The organism is Rhodococcus sp. NPDC059968 (assembly GCF_042738615.1).
In the GTDB taxonomy this organism is placed as follows: Bacteria; Actinomycetota; Actinomycetes; order Mycobacteriales; family Mycobacteriaceae; genus Rhodococcus_F.
Genome location: NZ_JBHWUE010000002.1, coordinates 133,799 through 155,098, shown reverse-complemented (window position 1 = coordinate 155,098; position 21,300 = coordinate 133,799). Strand labels below are relative to the sequence as shown.

22 protein-coding genes are annotated in these 21,300 nt (G+C 66.0%); 17 read left to right on the top strand and 5 right to left on the bottom strand.

Annotation, left to right across the window (positions count from 1 at the left end):
- Nucleotides 1-53: 53 nt before the first annotated feature.
- Entirely contained in the window at nt 54-794 is a 741-nt protein-coding gene (locus ACFWAY_RS03275; protein WP_378509802.1) for an IclR family transcriptional regulator, read from the top strand.
- On the opposite strand, the gene ACFWAY_RS03270 is transcribed toward ACFWAY_RS03275, so the two are convergent.
- Both ACFWAY_RS03270 and ACFWAY_RS03265 read right to left on the bottom strand, forming a co-directional pair.
- Nucleotides 757-2,022, bottom strand: a complete 1,266-nt coding sequence (locus tag ACFWAY_RS03270) for a multidrug effflux MFS transporter (RefSeq protein WP_378509801.1) — start codon at nt 2,020-2,022, stop codon at nt 757-759. The two genes, ACFWAY_RS03275 and ACFWAY_RS03270, sit on opposite strands and share 38 nt — an antisense overlap.
- The gene (locus tag ACFWAY_RS03265) at nt 2,003-2,854 is read right to left on the bottom strand and encodes an alpha/beta fold hydrolase (RefSeq protein WP_378509800.1); all 852 of its coding nucleotides are present in this window, start codon (nt 2,852-2,854) and stop codon (nt 2,003-2,005) included. Before ACFWAY_RS03265 ends, ACFWAY_RS03270 begins: the two co-directional genes overlap by 20 nt.
- Before the next feature lie 102 nt (nt 2,855-2,956).
- On the opposite strand from ACFWAY_RS03265, the gene ACFWAY_RS03260 reads away from it, so the two are divergent.
- From ACFWAY_RS03260 to ACFWAY_RS03185, 16 genes are all read left to right on the top strand, one after another.
- Entirely contained in the window at nt 2,957-3,442 is a 486-nt protein-coding gene (locus ACFWAY_RS03260; protein WP_378450772.1) for a MaoC family dehydratase N-terminal domain-containing protein, read from the top strand.
- Nucleotides 3,439-3,861, top strand: a complete 423-nt coding sequence (locus tag ACFWAY_RS03255) for an acyl dehydratase (RefSeq protein ID WP_378509799.1) — start codon at nt 3,439-3,441, stop codon at nt 3,859-3,861. Before ACFWAY_RS03260 ends, ACFWAY_RS03255 begins: the two co-directional genes overlap by 4 nt.
- Before the next feature lie 79 nt (nt 3,862-3,940).
- Complete coding sequence (locus tag ACFWAY_RS03250; protein WP_378509798.1) at nt 3,941-5,230, top strand: Rieske 2Fe-2S domain-containing protein; 1,290 nt, start codon at nt 3,941-3,943, stop codon at nt 5,228-5,230.
- 123 nt (nt 5,231-5,353) lie between these two features.
- Nucleotides 5,354-6,700: a M20 family metallopeptidase gene (locus ACFWAY_RS03245; protein ID WP_378509797.1), complete on the top strand. Its 1,347-nt coding sequence runs from the start codon at nt 5,354-5,356 to the stop codon at nt 6,698-6,700.
- A complete protein-coding gene (locus ACFWAY_RS03240; RefSeq protein ID WP_378509796.1) occupies nt 6,700-7,650 on the top strand; it encodes a catechol 1,2-dioxygenase in 951 nt (316 codons plus the stop codon). Before ACFWAY_RS03245 ends, ACFWAY_RS03240 begins: the two co-directional genes overlap by 1 nt.
- Before the next feature lie 14 nt (nt 7,651-7,664).
- Complete coding sequence (locus ACFWAY_RS03235) at nt 7,665-8,537, top strand: alpha/beta fold hydrolase (RefSeq protein ID WP_378450767.1); 873 nt, start codon at nt 7,665-7,667, stop codon at nt 8,535-8,537.
- Nucleotides 8,538-8,623: 86 nt separating this feature from the next.
- Nucleotides 8,624-8,941, top strand: coding sequence for a hypothetical protein (locus ACFWAY_RS03230; protein ID WP_378509795.1), 318 nt, complete (start codon nt 8,624-8,626; stop codon nt 8,939-8,941).
- Nucleotides 8,875-9,369 carry an NAD(P)-dependent oxidoreductase gene (locus tag ACFWAY_RS03225; protein ID WP_378509868.1) on the top strand — a complete coding sequence of 165 codons (495 nt, stop codon included), beginning with the start codon at nt 8,875-8,877 and terminating at the stop codon, nt 9,367-9,369. Before ACFWAY_RS03230 ends, ACFWAY_RS03225 begins: the two co-directional genes overlap by 67 nt.
- Nucleotides 9,370-9,568: 199 nt before the next feature.
- Nucleotides 9,569-10,552 carry an ABC transporter substrate-binding protein gene (locus ACFWAY_RS03220; RefSeq protein ID WP_378450765.1) on the top strand — a complete coding sequence of 328 codons (984 nt, stop codon included), beginning with the start codon at nt 9,569-9,571 and terminating at the stop codon, nt 10,550-10,552.
- Nucleotides 10,549-11,355, top strand: a complete 807-nt coding sequence (locus ACFWAY_RS03215; protein WP_378509794.1) for an ABC transporter ATP-binding protein — start codon at nt 10,549-10,551, stop codon at nt 11,353-11,355. Before ACFWAY_RS03220 ends, ACFWAY_RS03215 begins: the two co-directional genes overlap by 4 nt.
- A complete protein-coding gene (locus tag ACFWAY_RS03210; RefSeq protein WP_378450763.1) occupies nt 11,352-12,188 on the top strand; it encodes an ABC transporter permease in 837 nt (278 codons plus the stop codon). Before ACFWAY_RS03215 ends, ACFWAY_RS03210 begins: the two co-directional genes overlap by 4 nt.
- A gap of 11 nt (nt 12,189-12,199) precedes the next feature.
- A complete protein-coding gene (locus tag ACFWAY_RS03205; RefSeq protein ID WP_378509867.1) occupies nt 12,200-12,985 on the top strand; it encodes a class II aldolase/adducin family protein in 786 nt (261 codons plus the stop codon).
- Between the two features lie 163 nt (nt 12,986-13,148).
- Nucleotides 13,149-14,159, top strand: coding sequence for an NAD(P)/FAD-dependent oxidoreductase (locus ACFWAY_RS03200; protein ID WP_378450761.1), 1,011 nt, complete (start codon nt 13,149-13,151; stop codon nt 14,157-14,159).
- A 3-nt stretch (nt 14,160-14,162) separates the two neighbouring features.
- The gene (locus tag ACFWAY_RS03195) at nt 14,163-14,483 is read left to right on the top strand and encodes a ferredoxin family protein (RefSeq protein ID WP_378450760.1); all 321 of its coding nucleotides are present in this window, start codon (nt 14,163-14,165) and stop codon (nt 14,481-14,483) included.
- A complete protein-coding gene (locus ACFWAY_RS03190; RefSeq protein WP_378509793.1) occupies nt 14,483-15,331 on the top strand; it encodes an alpha/beta fold hydrolase in 849 nt (282 codons plus the stop codon). Before ACFWAY_RS03195 ends, ACFWAY_RS03190 begins: the two co-directional genes overlap by 1 nt.
- 120 nt (nt 15,332-15,451) lie before the next feature.
- Complete coding sequence (locus ACFWAY_RS03185; protein WP_378509792.1) at nt 15,452-16,348, top strand: IclR family transcriptional regulator; 897 nt, start codon at nt 15,452-15,454, stop codon at nt 16,346-16,348.
- A gap of 15 nt (nt 16,349-16,363) precedes the next feature.
- On the opposite strand, the gene ACFWAY_RS03180 is transcribed toward ACFWAY_RS03185, so the two are convergent.
- Genes ACFWAY_RS03180 through ACFWAY_RS03170 form a run of 3 tightly spaced genes read right to left on the bottom strand, consistent with a single transcriptional unit; the run spans nt 16,364 to nt 21,246 of the window.
- Nucleotides 16,364-17,920, bottom strand: coding sequence for an AMP-binding protein (locus ACFWAY_RS03180; RefSeq protein ID WP_378509791.1), 1,557 nt, complete (start codon nt 17,918-17,920; stop codon nt 16,364-16,366).
- A gap of 4 nt (nt 17,921-17,924) precedes the next feature.
- Nucleotides 17,925-18,872 (bottom strand): zinc-binding alcohol dehydrogenase family protein, encoded by a 948-nt coding sequence (locus ACFWAY_RS03175; protein ID WP_378450756.1) that lies wholly within the window; start codon nt 18,870-18,872, stop codon nt 17,925-17,927.
- A gap of 28 nt (nt 18,873-18,900) precedes the next feature.
- On the bottom strand, nt 18,901-21,246 hold the full coding sequence (locus tag ACFWAY_RS03170; protein ID WP_378509790.1) for a CoA transferase: 2,346 nt from the start codon (nt 21,244-21,246) through the stop codon (nt 18,901-18,903).
- Between the last annotated feature and the right edge of the window lie 54 nt (nt 21,247-21,300).

Here is a 21,300-nt window from a genome sequence, read left to right as displayed (position 1 = left end):
CACGGGCGGTTAATAAGTACTCACAGGTCAGGTCTGTTTGGAGGCGCCTGGCAATGCAATCGGTACTAGGCAAGGCGCGGTTGCTGCTCGAAGCGTTCGATGTGGAATCGGGGGCTCTGTCGCTCACCGAATTGTCGCGGCGCAGTGGAGTCGCCAAGGCTACGACGCACCGGCTCGCCAACGGTTTGGTGGAGTGGGGTCTCCTCGAGCGGGTCGGGACCAAGTATCGCCTGGGACTCCGCCTCTTCGAGCTGGGACAGCTGGTGCCTGCGCAACGGATAATCCGTGACGCGGCCCTGCCCTTCCTGCAGGAGTTGCACGCTGCGACCGGTGCGACCGTGCATCTTGCGATCCGGGACGGCCTCGATGTTCTCTACGTCGACAAGATTTCGGGGCACGGGGCCGTCGAAATGCCGTCACGCCTCGCCGGGCGCCTGCCGCTGTACGTCACGGCGACGGGGAAGGCGATCCTCGCGTTCTCTCCGCCCGCCCTCGTCGAGGAGGTCGTCGAGAGCGGACTTCGTCCGATCACCCCGCGCTCGGTCGCGTCCGCGGCACACCTTTACCGCCAGCTCGAGAGCGTCCGGCAGAACATGATGGCGGTCGAGATCGAGGAGATGCTGCTCGGCGTCGCCAGCATTGCGGTGCCGGTGTTCAGCCGTTCGGTGCTGGTGGGCGCGGTCGGACTGTCCACCTCCACCTCCCGGATGAACCTCGACAGGCTGACCGGCCCCTTGACGTCCGCGGGCCTCGGGATCAGCCGGACGCTGCACTCTCTCGAGCGTTCGGCGTAAGTATTCGCGCTCCGAAGCCCCGGCCCACCGATGCCAGGGCGACGAAGCCGAGTGCTGCCGACGCCGTCATCGCGATTGCCACCGCGAGGCTTGTGTTGCCGAGTACGCCGACCACGGGGGCAACGACGGCCGCAGCGCCGAACTGTGCGAAACCGACCATTGCGGCGGCCGTCCCGGCAGCCTGCCCGTGACGCGACAGCGCCAGTGCCGGCGCGTTCGGCATCACGAACCCGGTCGCGCAGAGAAGCGTCAGGACCGGGAGTGCAAAGCCGAGGAAGCCGCCGGTGTCGGTGGCTGCCAGGGCGATGAAGCCCGCGCCGACGGCGGTGCTCACGAGAAGTGAGACGACGCTGATGCGGAGTGGCGACCACCTGTCGAGTAGGACCACGTTGAGTTGGGACGCACCGATCAACACCACCGCGCCGGTGGCGAAGGCGAAGCCGTACGACGCCGGGGCGAGTCCGAACTGGTCTTGCATCACGAAGGACGAACCGGCGATGTAGGCCCACAGGACGGCCCGTCCCAGCCCGCACACCAGCGCCAGTACGACGAAATGGAGATCACGGCTCAGCGTGAGGTAGGTCGTCGCCACCGGAGCTATCCCGCGTGCCGAGCGAGATGAAGGTGGAAGGGTCTCCGGCATCGCGTACCCGCCCAGCAGCATCATCAGGATGCCGAGCCCGGCGAGAACCAGGAAGACCCCCTGCCACGAGACCGCGGTCAGGAGGAGGCCGCCGACCGAAGGAGCGAGGATCGGCGCGACCCCCATCACGAGCATCAGCCGGGACAGGACGACCGCCGCGGCGCGACCGACGAACAGGTCGCGGACGACGGCCATCGCGATGACGCCCGTCGCGGCGGCGCCGAATCCCTGAAGGGTTCGCAGGGCACCGAGCACCGTGATGGAGGGAGCGAAGAAACATGCGACCGATGCGCCCACATGAAGGACCGTGCCCACGACGAGCGGACGGCGCCTGCCGTAGATGTCCGACAACGGGCCGACGACGAGCTGGCCGATCGCGAGGCCGATCAACGTGCCCGTCAGGGTGAGTTGCACTGCGGCATCGGTCGTGTGGAAGTCGGCGGTAATCGTCGGCAGGGCCGGGAGATACATGTCGACCGTGAACGGCCCGAGGGCGGTGAGCACCCCGAGGATCAGTACCAGCCGGAGCCGGCTTCCGCCGTCGGGAGGCGCGTCGGCCTCGGCATCACGGATGCTGCTGGTCAAGGAAGCCGGTCACAGCGGAGTAGTAGTCGTACGGACGTTCCTCTTGGAGGTGATGTGATGCTTTGTCCATTACGTACAGGTGGCCGTGCTCGATCATGCGGGCCAGCATCAGGGGGTAGTCGGGGGTGAGGAAGGCGTCGTTCATTCCCCAGGCGAACAGCACAGGGGCCGTGATCATCCCGAGTTCGGCGGTGAGGTCCTGCCACTCACCTCGCGGGTTGTCCGACGCCGCGGCGAGTGCCATTTCCTCGGGGTCGAGGCTCTGCTCGTAACGCATGTCGAGGGTCTCTTCGGGGAGCTTGTCCCCGTCGAACCACTCGAGTCGAGTGATCAACTGGCGCATCTTCTCCCGGGTCGGTCCCTCGCCGCCGTAGTAGACGTCCCGGGCGGTGCGTCCACGGTGGCCGTTCTCCGGCAAGGGAGCGAGGGGTCCGTAGAACACGGGCATGCTGCCGGTGATCACCAACGCACGAACGCGGTCGGGGTACTTGGCTGCAAGATTGAGGGCGATCGTCCCGCCCCAGGAGTTGCAGACGAAGTCGGCGCGGGCGATCCCCAGTTCGTCGAGGAGGGCAACGATCTTCGCGGCGTGGAAGCCCCACATCGGACCGGTGATAGTGCATTTGTCGGACTGGCCGTACTGCAGGATGTCCACGAGGATCGCCCGACGATCGCGCGCGAACAGGGGGGCGACCGGTCCGAAGTCGGACCACGCAGTGCATCCCGGTCCGCCGCCGTGAAGGAAGATCGTGGGGTCTCCCTCACCGAGGTCGTGGTAATGGAATTTCACGCCATCGGCGCTGGCGTACAAGCTGTTCGGTGGTTTTGGCATGTGTCCACCTGACCGGATGAAGCCGTCCGTGGGAAGCATCGGGGTCCGCTGGGCGGTCCCGGTCTGTGGCTCGGTGGCGCGGCACGGCCCTAGCGTCGGCGCATGAGACCAGACTTGAGAGCCGCCGAAGACCGCGCCGGAGCCATCGTCGGCACGGTCGAGTACCGGGATCTCGGCCCACTACGCGCACAGGAGACAGTCGCGTTCGCGCGTGCATGCGGTGAGGTCGACCCGCGTCTCCTCGACCCGGATTCCGCAGGTTTCGAAGTGCATCCCCTGTATCTGCCCAGCGTGCTCCGGGGGCCCGGCGGAGGCGTCGCTGCCGAATACCGGGCCGACGGCATGTTCCGGGACGAGGTTCCCGGGACCGACGGACTGGACGTGCGGCTGATGGCGGGCGGGCAGAGCGTCACCTTCCACCGCCCGGTTCCTCTCGGCGATCCGATCACGGTGCGCCGCAGCCTCGACACGGTGGAACGAAAGGGCAGGCCGGGCTCGGACTTCCTTCTCCTGACAGTGTCGAAGACCTACCGTGCGTCCGGTGCGGGCGATCTCGCGACCGTCACCGAAAGGTTCATCGTCCGATGATCGCTGAATTCGGAGGCGACGCCGAGGTCGGGCAGAAGATCGGATCCATTGCTCAGCAGACGAATCCGGTGCTCCTTCTCCGGTTCGGCGCAGCCACCCACAATGCCCACCGCATCCACTACGACCCCGAGTACGCCAGGATCGAGGGGCTCGACTCCCCGGTCGTGATGGCGCAGTTGCAAGGGGCACTGTTCTTCCGGGCTGCCGCGCTGTTCGCCGGGGAGCCTGCAGCCGTCGTCTCCGTCGGATGGCGCAACCGCGCACCCGCGTACGTGGGCTGCGAACTCGTCGTCACCGGCGTCGTCCGCGAGATCTCGGACGGGCTGATCACACTCGATCTCGAGGAGCGCGCCGCAGACGGCACCCTGTGCGCGGTCGGGGAGGCGGTGGTGATCGCAAACATGAAACCGGTCTGCTGAGCGAACCGGATCCGTTGGCGGTCGAACAGTGTTCACCCAAGATCGCACTATCAAACATCTCGTGTCGAGAGGACTTCACATGACTGGTGTCGAGGCGCCGGAAGCCACGCAGGCGTTCCCGGAGCGGCCGCGTGCGGCCGGTCGGCAGGACTGGACGGCGTGGCCCAAGTACAACGCGGCGGGTAGTGGGTACCGGGGCTACTGGTACCCCGTCACCTGGTCCAGTCACATCACGAAGGACCCGAAGAGCTTCACGATCTGCGGAGAGAAGCTGGCAATCATTCGTGACGCGGGGAAGGCGTACGCACTCCACGACCGTTGCCCGCATCGCGGTGTGCCGCTGTCGGAAGGCGACCAGCAGTTTCCGGGAACTGTGAGCTGTCCGTATCACGGATGGACGTACCGCCTGACCGACGGCAAGCTTGCCGCGGTCATCACGGACGGGCCGGACTCGAAGATCTGCGGCAAGCTGTCGGTGCAGACGTACGCGGTCGAGGAGCGGCTCGGACTCGTCTGGGTGTACATCCCCATCGCGAACGAGCCGGCACCGTCGATCGACGACCAACTGCCGCGTGAACTGGTCGAGAACGCCGGGATCGTCGGTGGGCGCATTCAGCCGCGCGAGGGGAACTGGCGTTTCGCCTGCGAGAACGGCTTCGACGAGGGGCATGCGAAGTACCTGCACCGCACGGCGCTGTGGAGGCTGTTCAAGCCGATGCCGACCTGGAACATCACCAGCATCGTGCCGGAGGGTCGCTGGATCTTCCGGGTGCAGGACGAGGTGTACTGGGAGGCCGACTTCCCCGGCGTGGGGAAATGGACCAACAAGCGGTGGTGGAAGAAGAAGCCCGACGAGAGCAAGGTGTCGCAGATCGGCAACGTCGGTGCCGGACTCCAGGTGAATCCCGTCATCGCGGCACAGAATTTCCCCGGGTTCGCGTCGCTGTCCATGCCGGGCGTGCTCCGCATCGCATACCCGAACTTCATTCATTACGAGTTCTACGTGCCGGTCGACGACGACCGTCACCAGTACGTCGGATTGATGGTGAACTTCGTCTCCGGGGCCAGGAAGACGCTCGGGTTCTACCTGAAGTATCTCGGCGCCATCCGCTGGCTGTTCCACGGTCAGTTCTCCGGTCAGGATGCGTGGATGGTGGAGGTCACCGATGCGCCGCCCGAGAAGCTGTACCGGCCCGACGTGTCGCTGACCACGTGGCGCAACCTCGCCGAGGAGGAATACTCCGAAAAACTTTCGGCTGCGGCGAAATTCGTCCCCGAACCGGCGGTCCGGGCCCGTGAGCGGAGAGTGCCCGCATCTCGTGGCGGTGCAGCAGCCAAGTCCGCGGACCCCGTGAAAACCAGCGAGTAGAGGAAGTATCATGCTCAAGAATCTGATCACTCTGATTGCCGGTGGGGCCGTCGTCGCGGGCGTGCCGATCGCATGGCGGTTCATCGCGACACGCAGCAACACCCAGGTACATCAGGTCAATCGATGACGGTCGGACAGGTGGATGCGCTCGCCGGCCTCGATGCGCAGCGCCGGCGATGGACGGAGCAGGCGTGCTCGCACGTCGACCGTGACCGTCTTCGCGAACTGCTGACCGGACTCGTCGACATTCCCAGCCCGACGGGAGACGAGGCTCCGTTGGCTCGGCACATCACCGCGACGCTCGAGGCGTCGGGGATCGAGTCGCACACGATGTATCTCGATGATCGGCAGGCGAATTCGTGGGGACGCGTCCGCGGGAACGGCACTGGGCCGGATCTGTTGCTGTATACCCCGATCGACACGGTGACCAGTGGTAACCCGGAGGAAGATCTTCCCTGGGCGGGGGAGTCGCTGCGCGCCGACATGCTTCCGCGCGCCGTCGCCGACGATGACTACGTCATCGGACTCGGCGCCTCGAATCCCAAGGGACACGCGGCCTGCGTGATGGCCGCCGGGGAGGCCATCCGCGCGGCCGGCATCCCACTGTCGGGCGATCTCCTGCTGGGGTTCGGTGCGGGTGGAATGCCGACGAATGCCCGCCCCGGCGTGGGGAACCCGCGGCGAAACACCGGACAGGGTGTGGGCTGTTCCTACCTGCTCGAACAGGGTGTGAGGGCCGATTTCGCGCTGATCGCCAAGCCGGGCTGGACAGTGTCCTGGGAGGAGGTCGGCCTCGCCTGGTTCGAGATCACCGTGCACGGCAGCCACACGTACGTGGGCTCCCGCCACCGGCTGCCCTACCGGAATCCGGTTGCCCTGGCCGGTGCAGTGGCCACACGACTCGAGGAGTGGTTCCCCAAGTACTCGCAGGCCCACCGAGACGGCCTCGTTATGCCCCAGGGGATGGTTGCGAATATCCGGGGCGGGTGGGAGCGCACTGCCTCGTTCACGCCGGAGAACGTCCGGATGATGGTGGATCTTCGGCTCAGCCCGCGCACCACACCGAGCGCCGCCAAGCGCGAGCTCGTCGCGGCTGTGCGGGAGATTTCCGATGAACTCGGCGGAATCCGGATCGATGTGGAACAGGTCCTGTCGATTCCGGGTGAGGGCTCGGATCCACAGATGTGGTTGTGCCGCAGCGCCGTCGAGGCGTGGGAAGCGGTGGAAGGCGCCCCGCACACGGAGTTCCACGACGCGAGCGGTGCTACGGATGCGAACATCCTTCGCGGGCGCGGGATCCCCACCGTGCGTGTGGGGATGCCGAAGGTGGTGGATGCGCCTTTCGAGGTGGACTTCGCGATGGGGATGAACACGGTGGACCTCGGGGAGGCGGAGAAGCTCACCAGATATCTCATCCGTGTCGCCCTCGACACGGTCACCCGCTCGCTCGACGAAGTAGGAGTGGACTGATGGCGAAGATCGTGCTGGGTGTCGGGGCGTCCCACAGCACCCTGATGAACACTCACTGGGAGGAGACCACCCACAAGGCCGAGGCCGAGCGGTTCCGCGACGCGCTGTACGCCACGAGGGACCGGATCGCGGCCGCGAGACCCGATGTGGTGTTGATTCTCGGCTCGAACCACTTCCGTGGATTCTGGCTCGACCTCATTCCTGCGTTCACTCTCGGTGTCGGCGAATGTAATTCGAGCGGTGAGTCCGGGACCCCACAGGGCCCGCAGAAGGTCGATGTCGACCTCGCCCGGCACCTGGCGAACGAATTGATCGAAAGTGGACGGTTCGACCTGGCGTACTCGGCCCGCCTGCAGATCGATCACGGCCAGTCCCATGCGATCCAGTACCTGCTCGACGGTCTCGACGTGCCGATCGTCCCCCTCGTGGTCAACGTGTTCGCGCCGCCGCTGCCGACGTTCGAGCGGTGCGCGGAACTTGCCGCCGCCTTGCGTGCGGCGATCGCCGACTACCCCGCCGACACACGGGTCGTCGTCGTCGCCTCCGGCGGTCTCTCGCATCGGCTCCCGTGGCCGGACTGGCGTGACCCGCACGGTGAGGACGAGGACTTCATGGTCCAGGCATGGCTCGACGGCCGGGAGAACTGGTCCGACTACGACGTGCGCCGCCGACAGATCATCCGGGCCGCGGAGGCCGCTATCACCCCGGAGTTCGACGATCACATCCTCGACCTGTTCACCGCGGGAAAGGCGTCGGAACTGGCCGGCTACTCCACGAGCGAGATCGAGGAGCAGGCAGGCAACGGCGCGCAGGAACTGCGGACGTGGCTGATGATGGCCGCGATGATGGACTACATCCCCGCCGAACGCCTTGCCTATGAGGCGATTCCGGAATGGCTCACCGGAATGGGCGTTGCCGTGCTCGACCCCTCCCATTCGTACTCACCGTAGCGAAGGATTCAACAATGACAATCTGGAACGAACTGGCCGGACTGGACTTCACACTGAAGACGGTGGACGCCGCCGGAGTGCCGACGCGCTCGCTTCAGGCGGGCTCCGGCGACGAGGCGGTGGTGTTCCTGCACGGCACCAGCGGCCACCTCGAAGCGTTCGCCCGCAACATCGCCGCGCACGCGCCGTACTACCGATGCCACGCCATCGACATGCTCGGGCACGGCTATACAGGTAAGCCGGACTACGCCTACGAGATCCCTCGATACGTGGAGCATCTCGTGAACTACCTGGATGCCGTCGGACTCGACCGGGCCCACCTGGTGGGCGAGTCGCTCGGCGGCTGGGTCGCCGCTCATCTGGCGAGCGAGCTGCCGGATCGTGTCCTCTCGCTCCAATTGCTCGCTGCGGGAGGCACAGTCGCGAACCCTGCCGTCATGGAGCGCATCAAGTCCTCGACAACCAAGGCGGTCCAGAGCGACGACATCGAGCTGACCCGGGCCCGGCTGCACCTCCTCATGCACGACCCGGCGGACGCGACGGAGGAACTGGTCGAGGCACGCCATCGGATCTACCATCAGCCCGACTTCGTTGCGAACATCCACAACCTGCTGTCGCTGCAGGAGATGGACACTCGTCAGCGAAACCTGCTGCGTCCGGATCGGCTGGCGAAGATCCAAGCGCCGACCTTGGTCGTATGGGGTCACGACAATCCGTTCGGTGACGTCCCGGAGGCGCAGAAGATGGCCGAGGACATCCGCGGAGCTCAGCTGCAGCTCTACCCCGAGTGCGGGCACTGGCCGCAGCACGAGCAGGCGGCGCTGTATAACCCGCTGAGCCTCGAGTTCCTTGCGAAGGCCTCCGCCCAGGCGAAAGCGCCTGCCTGAGCTCACCGAGCCGTGCACCACTGGCCGGCCACGCATTCCGCGCGTGGCCGGCCAGTCGTGCATACGAGACGAGAGTGGGACGATCGGTGAATCGCATCCTGGTGCTGGCTGCCGACGAGGACGATGGGCTGGGTTCGGCGATCCGGCGTGCGGTCGGCGACACGGATTACGTGGTTCGTCCGAGGTTCCGTACCGTCGGTGAGTTACGCGAACTGCTGCCGGAGGCCGACATCGTCGTCGGCGACTGGAGCGGCGCGCTGCCGCTGGGCTCCGCCGAGGCAGCTCTCGCGCCCCGGTTGAAGCTGATTCAGCAGCCCGGGGTCGGCGTGAACTCGGGATCGTCGGCTTCGGTGAGATCGGGCGCCGGTGCGCGGCGCTGTTCGCGGCATTCGGATGCGACGTAGCGTATTCGGCTCGCACCCCTCGCCGGGACGGGACAGCTCGCTTCCTGCCGTTGCGGGATCTGCTGAAGACAGCAGAAGTGCTGGTCGTGGCCGTGCCGTTGACCGAAGAGACGCGTGGGCTGATATCGGCGGCAGCGCTGTCGACGCTCCGGAGCGGGGCGCTCGTCGTCAATGTCTCACGCGGGGAGGTGGTGGACGAGACCGCACTCGTCGCGGCACTGCGTTCGGGAACGGTGGCGGGCGCCGCACTCGATGTGTTCGCGACGGAGCCGCTCGACCAGGGCAGTGAACTACGGACCCTCGACACCGTCCTGCTGAGCCCTCACATCGCCGGTGGCAGCGCTACCGCGCGGCAGCGGATCTACTCGATGACGGCCGACAATGTCGCACGAGTGTGCGCGAGAGACAGCCCCAGGTGGACGGTGTAGCGAGAGCCTGAAGCGGTCGATGTTTCGTCGTCGTTTCCGGAAACTGCACTGCACCGTGGCCGAATGTTGCATCGAAGTAAGTTTTGCACCGGGGTCCGCATGGTGGACCGAGATGATTCTCGGGCCTGGTCAGCGCGGTTAGGTTTCTTCATGCACGCCCGCATTTGCGGCCCAGATCACAGAACGAAGGTGTCGGTACATGGCCTGGCGATCACAACTCGGCAAGACTGCCCTTGCGTCGGCAGCACTGCTCCTCACGGTCACGATCGGTGGGTGCAGTCGCCCCGCAACCCAGAGCACCGCGGATTCGGCCGGCGGCGGACCGATCAGGATTGCTGTCGGGATCGACGCCTCGTATGCGCCGTTCTTCGTGGCCGACCAGGAGGGCATGTTCGCGGACGCGGGTCTGGATGTGCAGCTGGTGCAGTTCGGCCGTGGCGGTGAAGCGGTCGACGCCCTCTCGACGGGTCAGGTTCAGCTCGCCGGAAGCTCCGATACGACCACGATCGCCCAGCTGCGCCAGAACCCGTCACTCCGGGCCATGTACTCGTACGAGGCCTCCGGCGACTACATCAAGGTCGTCCTGCGGAACGGGGTGAACTCGGCGGCCGACGTCGAGAAGATGGGTATCGTTCCCGGACTGAGCCAGATCTCCACGGACAAGTATCTCGAGGCCAACGGCGTTCCGGCCGGTTCGGTCGAGATGATCACGGCCACCCCTACCGACATGCCCGCGTTGCTCAGCCGGGGCGACATCGACGGCTTCGTGATGTGGGAGCCGTGGCCGGCTGCCGCCCTGGACCAGGGCACCGGGCATGTCGTCGCGCGGACCGGGGACTACGACTGGTTCTACCATCAGTGGACGATCACCACGCAGCCGTGGCTCGACGCGAACGAAGACACCGCCCGCACAGTGGCCCAGGTCCTCGACAAGGCAACCGAGCGGGTCGAAGCAGACCCTCGGGTCGCCGCCGCAGCGACCAGGTCGGCAGTCAATGTCGGTGAAGATCAGACGATTGCCGCGATCGACGAAATCGATTTCGCGGTCGAGAATCTCACCACGAAGGATATCGAGTCCGCCCAATCCGTCGTCGACTTCTACGAGAAGATCGGCGTCCTGACCGAACAGCCGGACCTCGCCTCGGCGATGCTCCTCGACTGGTACAAGGAGAGTGCGCAATGAGCGTGGCAACGATCAAGGGTGTTCCCGTCGAAATACGTGATCTGGGAATCAGTTTCGGCGCCGCAGAGATCGTTTCCGGTATCGAACTGGATGTGCAGCCGGGAGAGTTCGTCTGCCTCCTCGGCCCCAGCGGCTGCGGAAAGTCGACGCTGCTGTCCTCCATGGCAGGCTTCGTCGACCCCAGCGCGGGTGAGATCATCTGCGCTGGCGAGGAGGTGCGGGGAAGTAACGCCCACGCGGGCATGGTGTTCCAGAGCTCGGAAGCGCTCTTCGAGTGGATGACCGTCAGCCAGAATGTCGCCTACGGCCCGCGCATGCACGGCGCCGGCAAGGCCGAGCAGGCAAGGATCGCGGCCGAGTATCTGGCGATGGTGGGTCTTCCCCATGCGGGTGCGAAGTTTCCGTCGCAGCTGTCCGGGGGCATGCGCCAGCGGGTACAGATTGCCCGCGTGCTGGCCAATCAGCCTTCCCTCGTCTTGATGGACGAGCCGTTCGGTGCCCTCGATGCGCAGACCCGCCAGGTGCTGCAGATCGAGCTGGACAAGATCTGGCGGCACACCGGTTGCACCGTCGTCTTCGTCACCCACGACATCGACGAGGCACTCACGCTCGCCGATCGAGTGGTGGTCATGTCTGCGGGACCACGGGCGCGCATCAAGAGCGTCTATGAGGTGAATGCGCCGAGACCGCGCGACCGAGCCCATCCGGACGTGATCGATCTGTACGAACAACTACGTGACGACATTCGCGCCGAAGTGGTGGCGTCGTTGCGCAACCAGGGGATCGAGGAGGACCAGCTATGACCGCCGTTGTCCAGGGGCCGGCCGTGCCGACCCGCAGCGTGAAAGCGAAACGTGCGCAGAAGCGGTCGGTGGGCGTCGCCGGTGCGGCGGCCCGCACCGGGTTGCTGTGGGTGGCCTCAGGTGTGATCGGTCTCGGAATCTGGTCGTTCCTGGCGTGGTGGTACGGGCCGACGACCATCGCCTCGCCGATCGAGGTGTGGACGGCCGCGGTGGAACTCGCGGAGAGCGGCGTGCTGTGGACCTCGATCTGGGCGTCTGCACAGCGGATCCTCGTCGGATGGAGCCTCGGTGTCGTGATCGGTGCCCCGATCGGAATCCTGATGGGGCGCATCAACATCGTGCGTCAACTGCTGGATCCGTACATCGAGTTCTTTCGGTTCATCCCGCCGATCGCGTTCGTGACGCTCGCGGTGGTGTGGTTCGGCATCGGCGAGACCTCGAAGGTAGTGCTCATCTTCTACACGTCGGTCTTCATCGTCACGGTCAGCACCATCGCGGCCACGGTTGCGATCAGTGAGAACAAACTTCAGGCCGCGACCAACCTCGGCGCAAACAAACTGCAGCTCATGAAGACGGTCGTGCTGCCGTCGTCGGTTCCGGGCATCGTCACGGGAGCTCGGCTGGCAATGGGCAACAGCTTTCTCACCATCGTGTCCGCCGAGATCGTCGCCGCTGATCACGGGATCGGCTCGATGATCTGGCAGGCCCGCAACTACGGTCGCATCGACTGGACGTTCGTCGGAATCATCGTTCTCGGCATCATGGGCTTCATCTTCGACCGTATCCTGCGGATGTTCTCGGCGAAGTTCCTCTCTCGCTACGGTGTGAAATAGTAAGGGGCGCACTGAATCAGTCACCCACCATCGCCGAGCTCGCCGGCATTCCCGGCCCACCGGAATATCACGATCTCGAGCAGGAGCGACGCCGCCGCAAGATCGCGGTCATCGGCGGATACCGAATCCTGTCGCGATTCGGTCTCGACGAGGGCATCTCCGGTCACATCACGGCGCGCGACCCGGAACGGACCGACACCTTCTGGACGGCGCCCTTCGGACGTCATTTCTCGCAGGTGATGCCCGACGAACTGTTGCACGTGGACTCGGACGGCACGATCCTCTCCGGTCACGGAATGCTCAATCGGGCCGCGTTCGTCATCCATTCCAAGGTGCACGACGCCAGACCCGACGTGATCGGCGCCGTCCACGCCCACGGACTGCAGGGCAAGGCGTTTTCCTCACTGCACCGGTTGCTGTCGCCGATCACGCAGGACGCGTGCGCGTTCTACGACGACCATTCGCTCTACGAGGAGTATCACGGGGTCGCGCTGGACGAGGAGGAGGGCCTGCGTATCGCGGGCGCACTCGGATCCGGCAAGGCGGTGATCCTCACCAACCACGGTCATCTCACCGTAGGCACGTCGGTGGAGAGTGCGGTGTGGTGGTACGTGTCTATGGAGCGTTCGATGCAGGCTGAGCTCGCGGCCCGAGCCGCCGGTGATCCGGTTGAACTGCACGACAAGATCGCGGCCCAGACGTACGAGGCCGTGGGTACCGAGAAGGTGGGCTGGTTCGCCTACTCCACCATCATTCAGAAGATCGCGGCCGAGGAGCCTGAGGTCTTCGCAGCATGACCTGAGTCTCAGCTCGGTTACTCGCACACTTCGAGCGGATCTGCCGGCCCACATTTCCGGGCGGCAGGTCCGCTCTGTCGTGTCCCGGCGCCGCAGTGAACACAGTCTGCTCACCGGACCGATTTCATTTGTTCACTACCGCAGGATGATTAGCGTTCCGGACATGACTACTACGCCCCTCGCGTCGACCGGAACCGAGCTCGACGTCGACATTCTGATCATCGGCGCCGGGCCGGCCGGACTCTACGGAGCGTATTACGCGGGCTTCAGAGGTCTTCGGGTCGCCGTCGTCGACGCACTTGCGGAGCCGGGCGGTCAGGTGAGCGCCATGTACCCCGAAAAGGCGATCCTCGACATCGCAGGCTTCCCTTCCGTGCGAGGCAGAGATCTCGTCGAAGGTCTACTCGCGCAGGCTGATCAGTTCGGCCCCACCTATCTGCTGGGGGAGCAGGCGCAGAGTCTCACTCACGACGCAGCGGGTAACGCAGTGGTCGGCACCAGCAAAGGCCGGTCCATCACGGCGGGGGCGGTGATCGTCACGGGCGGCATCGGCACCTTCACTCCACGTCCGCTGACGAGGGGACTCGATTTCCTCGACCGCGGTCTGAGTTACTTCGTGCCGGACCTGTCGGCTCACGTCGGCAAGGACGTGGTGATCGTCGGGGGCGGCGACAGCGCGTTCGACTGGGCGATTCACCTGGAGTCGATGGCCCGCTCGGTCACCTTGGTGCATCGTCGCGACAAGTTCCGGGCACACAAGTCGACCGTGGCCAAGGTATACGACAGCTCGGTGCAGGTGCTGGTCAACGCCGACGTGTCGGACGTGCGCGGCAACGGCTGGATCTCCGAGGTCGACATCGCCCACAAGCTCGACAAGACCACGACCACGATTCCCGCCCAGTCCGTCATTGCGGCACTGGGTTTCACGGCAGACCTCGGTCCGATGGCGGAGTGGGGGATCGATATCGACACTCGCCACATCGTTGTCAACACGCGCATGGAAACCAACGTGCGGCGCGTGTACGCAGCCGGTGACATCACCGAGTATCCCGGCAAGGTCCGCCTCATCGCCGTGGGTTTCGGCGAGGCCGCGACCGCCGTCAACAATGCCGCGGCCGTACTCGACCCGGAGGCGGAGATCTTTCCCGGACATTCCACCGAGCAGGAAGGCTGAACAATGGCTTTTGTCATAGGCGAGGCATGCATCGACTACACCGACCGCTCGTGCATGGAGGAATGCCCGGTCGACTGCATTTACGAAGGCGAGCGCAAGCTCTATATCAATCCGAACGAGTGCATCGACTGCGGGGCCTGCGAACTGGCGTGTCCCGTGGAGGCGATCACAGTCGATCGCAAGGCGGAGCCGGGTTTCAAGGAAGACAACAAGAAGTTCTTCCTCGACATCCTGCCGACCCGCGCGGAGCCGGTGGGTAACCCCGGCGGTGCCGCGAAGATCGACGTGGTCGGCGTCGATACGCCGATGGTCGCGTCGTACTGATGGGCACGGACCTCCGGTTCGCTTATGCGGACACCTCTTTCGGTCAGGTGCACTACGCAGAGCAGGGCGACGGGCCGGTGCTGCTTCTCCTGCACCAGACGCCTCGGTCCTGGGACGAGTTTCGTGAATTGATTCCCCTGCTCGCCATCGATCGCAGGGTGATCGCGATGGACATGGTGGGTTTCGGCGCCAGTGCCCCACTGCGGGCGCCGCAGACCATCGAGGCCTTCGCGCGTGGCGCCTGGGAACTGCTGGACTCGCTGGGTGTGGACCGCCTCGTGGTCCTCGGACACCACACGGGTGCTGCGGTGGCCATGGAAATGGCGGCCGCGCACAGCGACAGACTCGATGCGGTGGTTCTGTCGTCCTGTCCGTGGGCCGACGAGAACTATCGGACCGGACATTCCGGGAGCGGGGGAGTCGACCGGGCGCAGCGAGCCGAGGACGGTGCGCACCTGCAGACCCTGTGGGAGCTGCGTCGTCCGTACTATCCCGAGCCGGCCGCCGGACTGCTGGACCGGTTCATCCACGACGCGCTCGCGCCCGGGGTCGACCCGGCCGAGGGCCACCGGGCGTGCGCCCGATACCGGATGGAGGACCGCATCGGATCGGTGGCGGTACCTGTGCTCCTGATCTGCGCCGGCAAGGACCCGTTCTCGATGCCGAACGTCCCCACCCTGCGCTCGCGACTCGCGGCGGCGCCGTCAGTCGACTGCGTCGTGATCGAGGAGGGCACGGTGGCCCTCATCGAACGCGAGGCGGTGGCCGTCGCGTCGGCGGTGCGTGAATTTCTCGCATCGATCCAGGTCGGGGCGCCGAATGTAAACTCTGTGGAACGGGTCCACTGAACGGACCGTGTGGCGTGCGTCTCAGGTGGTCGGTCCCGTAGCGTCGCGACATCAGGTGGGCACAGCGCACCCAGGAAGTCGATCGACCGTACTGCTCGCCAGACTCGCCAGGAGGCACCCATGACGACAGCCGCACGGAAATCCGTCGAACTCGGATCGGTAGTACCCATCAAGTCGGCCGGACAGCCGGCTTCCGCAGACCTGTCGTCCGTCCTGGGTAAGGCGCGTCTGATCCTGGATGCCTTCGACAGCGACCACAGCGACCTGTCGCTGACCGAGCTCGCCCGTCGCAGCGGTGTCGCGAAGGCGACGGTGCACCGGCTGGCCGGGGAACTGGTCGAGTGGGGTCTCCTCGAGCGTGCGGGTACCAAGTATCGACTGGGGCTGCGACTGTTCGAGCTGGGTCAGTTGGTGCCTCGGCAGCGCATCCTGCGCGATGCGGCGCTCCCGTACATGGAGGATCTGCTCCTCGCGACTCAGGAGACGGTGCATTTCGCGGTCCGCGACGGTATCGACGTCCTGTACATCGAGAAGATCATCGGGCATCGCGGACTCAACCAGCAGTCGCGGGTCGCGGGCAGGTTGCCTCTCTACTGCACGGCGACCGGAAAGATGATCTTGGCGTTCTCGCCGCAGTCCGTGTTCGACGAGGTAGTCGAGCAGGGCTTCACCGCGTTGACCAACCGCACCACGATGTCGGTCGGCGTCCTCCGTCAGCAGCTCGACCGCATGCGCAACGACCAACTCGCGGTCGAGGTGGAAGAGACCCGTTTGGGCTACATGAGCGTCGCCGTGCCGGTCTTCAGCGGACCGCGCACCCTGGCCGGTGCTCTCTCTGTCACGGCGCCCACTGCCCGGCTGAACGTCAGCCGGATCACCGGCGCCCTGCGGACCGCCGGCGTGGGCATCACCCGGACCCTGCATGCGATGAAATGCGCGCACTCCCCGGGCGAAGCGGCTACCCGTGACGTGACCTGCAGTCCGACGATGTGCTCGTTCAACGGGTGCGGAAAATGACGTCGACCGGCGAACTCAGCGGTCTCTGAGCGGCTGATACCCCTGCCGTTCGGCGTCCCAGGTGTCCTCGCAGACGCCCCGGGAACGGAGTTCCGGTTTGCGCACCTTGCCGGTCTCGGTGAGCGGGAGCGAATCCACGAGGTCGATGTACCGGGGGAGTGCGAAGTAGGCAAGGTGTGCCTCGGCGAAGCGCAACAGGTCCGCGGGCTCGAGGGTGATTCCCTCGCACGGCACCACCGCCGCCATCACCTCGTCCTCGGCGAGCGCGGACGGCACGGGGAACACGGCCACCTGCGAGACACCGGGATGCTGCGACAGTACCGACTCGACCTCGGTCGCCGACACATTCTCGCCGCGGCGTCGGATGACGTCCTTGATACGGTCCACGAACCGGAACCAGCCGTCCGGTTCACGGATCACGCGGTCACCCGTGCGCACCCAGGAGCCTGCGGGTGGGGTGGGATCTCCCAGGTATCCGTCGGCGAATCCGCCGTTCCGCAGACTGCGAACTACCAGCTCCCCGGGGGCCCCGTCAGGTACCACCACGCCGTTGGCGACGACGGTGGCCTCGTATCCGTCCATCACCCTGCCGAGGTATCCGGGCCGCCGCCTGCCCGGAAGCGTCCCCAGGACGAGGTTGGTTTCGGTCGACCCGAAGCCGTCGACGAGTTCGATTCCGAAGCGCTCCCGGAACGGCTCACACAGGTGCGCGGGCGTCGCGGGAGACAGCGAACGCGTCACGCGGTGCGCACGATCCGCCGCTGACGGCGGTTGGTTCATCAGCATGGCCACCATCGCGCCGAGGAGATAGATCACCGTCGCACCGCACTCCTCGACCTGTGTCCAGTGCCGACTCACCGAGAACCTTTCGCCCATGACAAAAGTGCCGCCCCATACGAGCGCCGCGAACAAAGCATTGATGGCGTTGGTGTGGAAGAGGGGAAGACAGTTGTAGAGAACATCCTCGGTTCCGAGATCGAGCGACCGGCCGACGCCCTCGCCCCACCAGAGGAACTGGGCGTGCGGGCACCGCACACCTTTGGGCATCCCGGTGGTGCCCGAGGTGAAGAGTACGGCGGCGATATCGAGTGCGCCGACGGGTGCCGGGCCACACAGTGGATGCGCGGCTCCGGGGTCGGCGTGCGGAGCCGCCGCGGATCCGAGGACCCAGCGCTCGCCCGCGAATCCTGCCGAATCCACTCGTTCGAGAAACTCCGGCTCGACCAACAACCGCCCCGCGCCGGACTCGTCGAGCACGTGCTTCAGTCCGTCGCCACGCAACGCGATGTTGAGCGGCACCGCTGTGGCGCCCAGCCAACTGCAGCCGAGGAGCAGATCGATGATTTCGATACGGTTGGCCGACATCGCGGCGACCCGGTCGCCGCTGCGAACGCCGTGCCGGAAGAGAGAAGCGGCCATCGACGCTGCCCTGCCGACGAGTTCGCGGTAGGTGACCTGGACGTCTCCGGCGCGGAGTGCAACATGATCGCCGAAGACCTCGGCCCTGGCGATCAGCAGTGCCGGGATGGTCATCGCCTCGGGGAGGTGCGGCTCCACTTTCTCTACGGGCATGACGTCAGGGTACGACTACGGCGCGCCCGGCCACTTTGCCCTCACGCATCGACTGCAGGGCGTCGGCAATGTCGTCGAGTGCGAATTGCTGCACCGCGAGCTGCAATTCGCCCGCCACGAGTCGGCCGATCAATTCTGGGGCGAGCTCCGCCTGCCGTGCTCCCTTGCGCATCATGTTCACCGGCAGAAGCTGTACGTCGCTGAGCAGCCAATTGGGGAGGTCGAGAGTGAGTTCGGTTCCCAGCGTGTATCCGATGAGCGCAGCCCGACCGCCGGGCGTGACGCGCTCGAGGAGCGGCGGGAGGGAGTCACCCGCGAGGGTGTCGATCAACACTTCGGCGACGGGTTCGTCGCCGAGCGCCTTCGCCAACTCGGCACCGCGACCGACGACCGGCCGCACACCGGCGGGAAGCAGATCCACCTGATCGGGCCGGGGCACGATTCCGATCACCTCGGCGGCGCCGGCGAGCTGAGCGAACTGGGCGGCCATCGACCCGACCGCACCCGACGCGCCGGACACCATCACCCGTTCCCCGGCGCAGACCTTCGCGACATCGTTCACGGCGACGTATCCGGTGGTGCTCGGCAGGAAGAACGTCGCGGCCATCTCCGGCGCGAGACCGGAATCGAAGGGCGTGAAAACCTTGTCTGCTGCGACGAGGTACTCGGCCCAGCATCCGTTCTTGAACAGGCCGATGCCGCCACCACGCACGAGCACCCTGGTTCCGGGTGCGAACGTGTCCGATTCGACCACCGTTGCAGCACCGTCGGTGCCGCCGATGTGGGGCAGCGGGGGCTTGACGTTGAACTTCCCGCTCGCGACGGTCATATCGAGGTGGCCGAGCGCCGCCGCATCGATGCGGACCAGCGTCTGCCCCGTCTCCCGGGTGGGGGTGTCGATTTCGTCGATGACAGGGGCCTGACCGAAATTGTGTAGCCGCGCGGCGCGCATATGTCTCCTTCGGATGAATGTGCGGGTTTCAGCAGAGAATTGCGTTCGCACGCAAGTCGGCGATCTTGTCGTTCGAGTACCGCAGTACGCCGCCGAGAACCGCGTCGGTATCGGCACCCAGAAGGGGTGCGGCACTGCGTACTTCGCCGGCCGCGCGATCGAGGCGGACAGGTACCCCCTCGTGCAGAAAGGCGCCCGCGCGGGGGTGTGTCCGTCGTACGAAGAAGCCGCGGTCGCGCAGATGAGCATCAGCCTCGACCAGGTCCCTGCCGTCCTGCACGGTGCCCGCGGGCACGCCCGCGCGCTGCAGCATCTCGGTGACTGCCTCCGCGGGCAGCGTCCTGGTCCACGCCGTGACGGCCGCCGCGATCTCCGGGTTCCGCACCCGGCGTTGCCCGGCCGTACGAAAGCCCTCGGCATCCGACCATTCCGGGCGTTCGATCAACTCGCACAGTGAGCGCCAGTCGGACTCGTCCCGCACGGCGATTGCCGTCCAGCGGTCCGGGCCCAGACAGCGGAACACCCCATGGGGCGCATACTCGGCGTGAGCGTTTCCGTTCGGTTCCGGCAGCCGGCCCGTGCCGGTCGACTGGATGACGCTGGTCCCCATGTGTGCGGCCATCGCCTCGAGCTGCGACAGGTCGACGTGCTGCCCTCGGCCGGTGTGATCCCGGTGCTCGAGGGCGGCCAGGGTCGCGGTCGCAGCCTGCAACCCGGCCACGATGTCGCCGTGACCGTAGATGACGCCGACGACGTCTTCGGAGCCCCATCCTGTCAATGCCGTCAGTCCCGTACTGGCGGATACGATGTCCGCGTACGACACCCAGCTGCTGCGCGGACCCGTGTGGCCCATGCCGGACATCGAGACGTACACGATATCGGGACGCAGTTCGCGGAGCCGCTCGTATCCGAGCCCCATCTTCTCCATCACGGAGGAGCTGAAGTTCTCGATCACGAGATCGCTCTCGGCGATCAGGTCGGCGAGCACCGCGAGGCCTTCGGGTGAGCGGGTATTGAGGGTGATGCTGCGTTTGTTGCGGTTGACGTCGTTGAAGTAGCCACTGGTATCGGGATCGTCGTGCGGACCGCGGGACAGGTGCATGGCGGGTGCGAACCTGGTCGGGTCGGGCCGCCCCGACGATTCGACCTTGATGACCTCGGCACCGTGGTCGGCGAGGATCCGGGTGCAGTAGGGACCGGCGAGAACCCAGGTCAGGTCGAGCACTCGGATCCCGTCGAGGCTGCGCCTCCCTGGTTGCGTCCCTTCTGTGGGTGGTACTGCGGGAGTGCGAGATTCGGTCGCCAGCGACTGGTCTGAGCCGAGTCCCGGGACGACGAGCTCACGGACCCGCCGACCCTCGGGGAACGCGAATCCGAATCCGAGATCGCGGGTCACCCCGTCGTCGGACACTACGTCGAGGAAGAAGTCACGATCGTTCAATTGGGGGTTGATCAGCAGTTCGGCGGGGCCGTCCACCGCGGCCCACGGAAGTTTGCGGTCCTGCGCGCGGACGGCGAACTCCTCCTTCGGCCATTTCGACAGAAATCGCTGCAGAACCTCGAAGAGGTGATCCTGGTGGGTTTTCCGTTCGACGGGGTCGCTCCAGCGGGGGTGATCCAGGTCGTCCTGGACGCCTTCCTCGATCAGCCACTGCAGGGTGGCATCCCACATTCGGGGACTGCCGCCGAGTCCACCCCCGAGAAACCCGTCGGCGGCGCGGAACAATCCGTGCGGGACCAGCGGGTGCACGCGGCCCGGCCGACCGGGAATGCGGTCTTCGTGCACGTACGCGAGCGTCGCCGCCTCGAGGCTTGCCGCCACGCATTCCTGGGCCGATATGTCGATGAACGGCGCGGGGCCGAACCGCCTGGCCCGCAGGCCGAGCAGGGCGCCGATCGCCGCGTTGACGCCGGCGAGTTGCTCGGCTTGGCCCTCGGGCAGCGAGAGTGGGGGACCGTCGGGCTCGCCGACCTGCGCCATCATCCCGCCCGATGCCGCTACCGTGAGGTTCGTTGCCGCCCAGGTCCTCCGCGGGCCGGTGATGCCGAACGGTGTGACCCGCACGTGGACGAGTGAATCATGTTGGGAAACAGATGGTTCCGAACCGACAGTGCTGCCGTCGAGGAGAATGTCCGCCCCCGCGATCAGTTCGTCGAGTACGCCGCGATCGGCGTCGGTAGACAGGTCGAGCACGACCGAGCGTTTGCCTCCATGCCAATGGGCGAAGGCGTATCCGTCGAGTTCGCGGCGCGTCGGATCGCCCTCCGGCGGCTCGACGAGAATGACCTCGTACCCGAGCCCCACGAGGACCCGGCCCGCGAACCGGGCGAACGGGCTCGACAGTTCCACGACGCGAATAGCGGATTCGACCACGGTTGCTCCATTCCGTACTGGTATGCGTGCCCTCCGTCCGGGAGCGTGGGATAG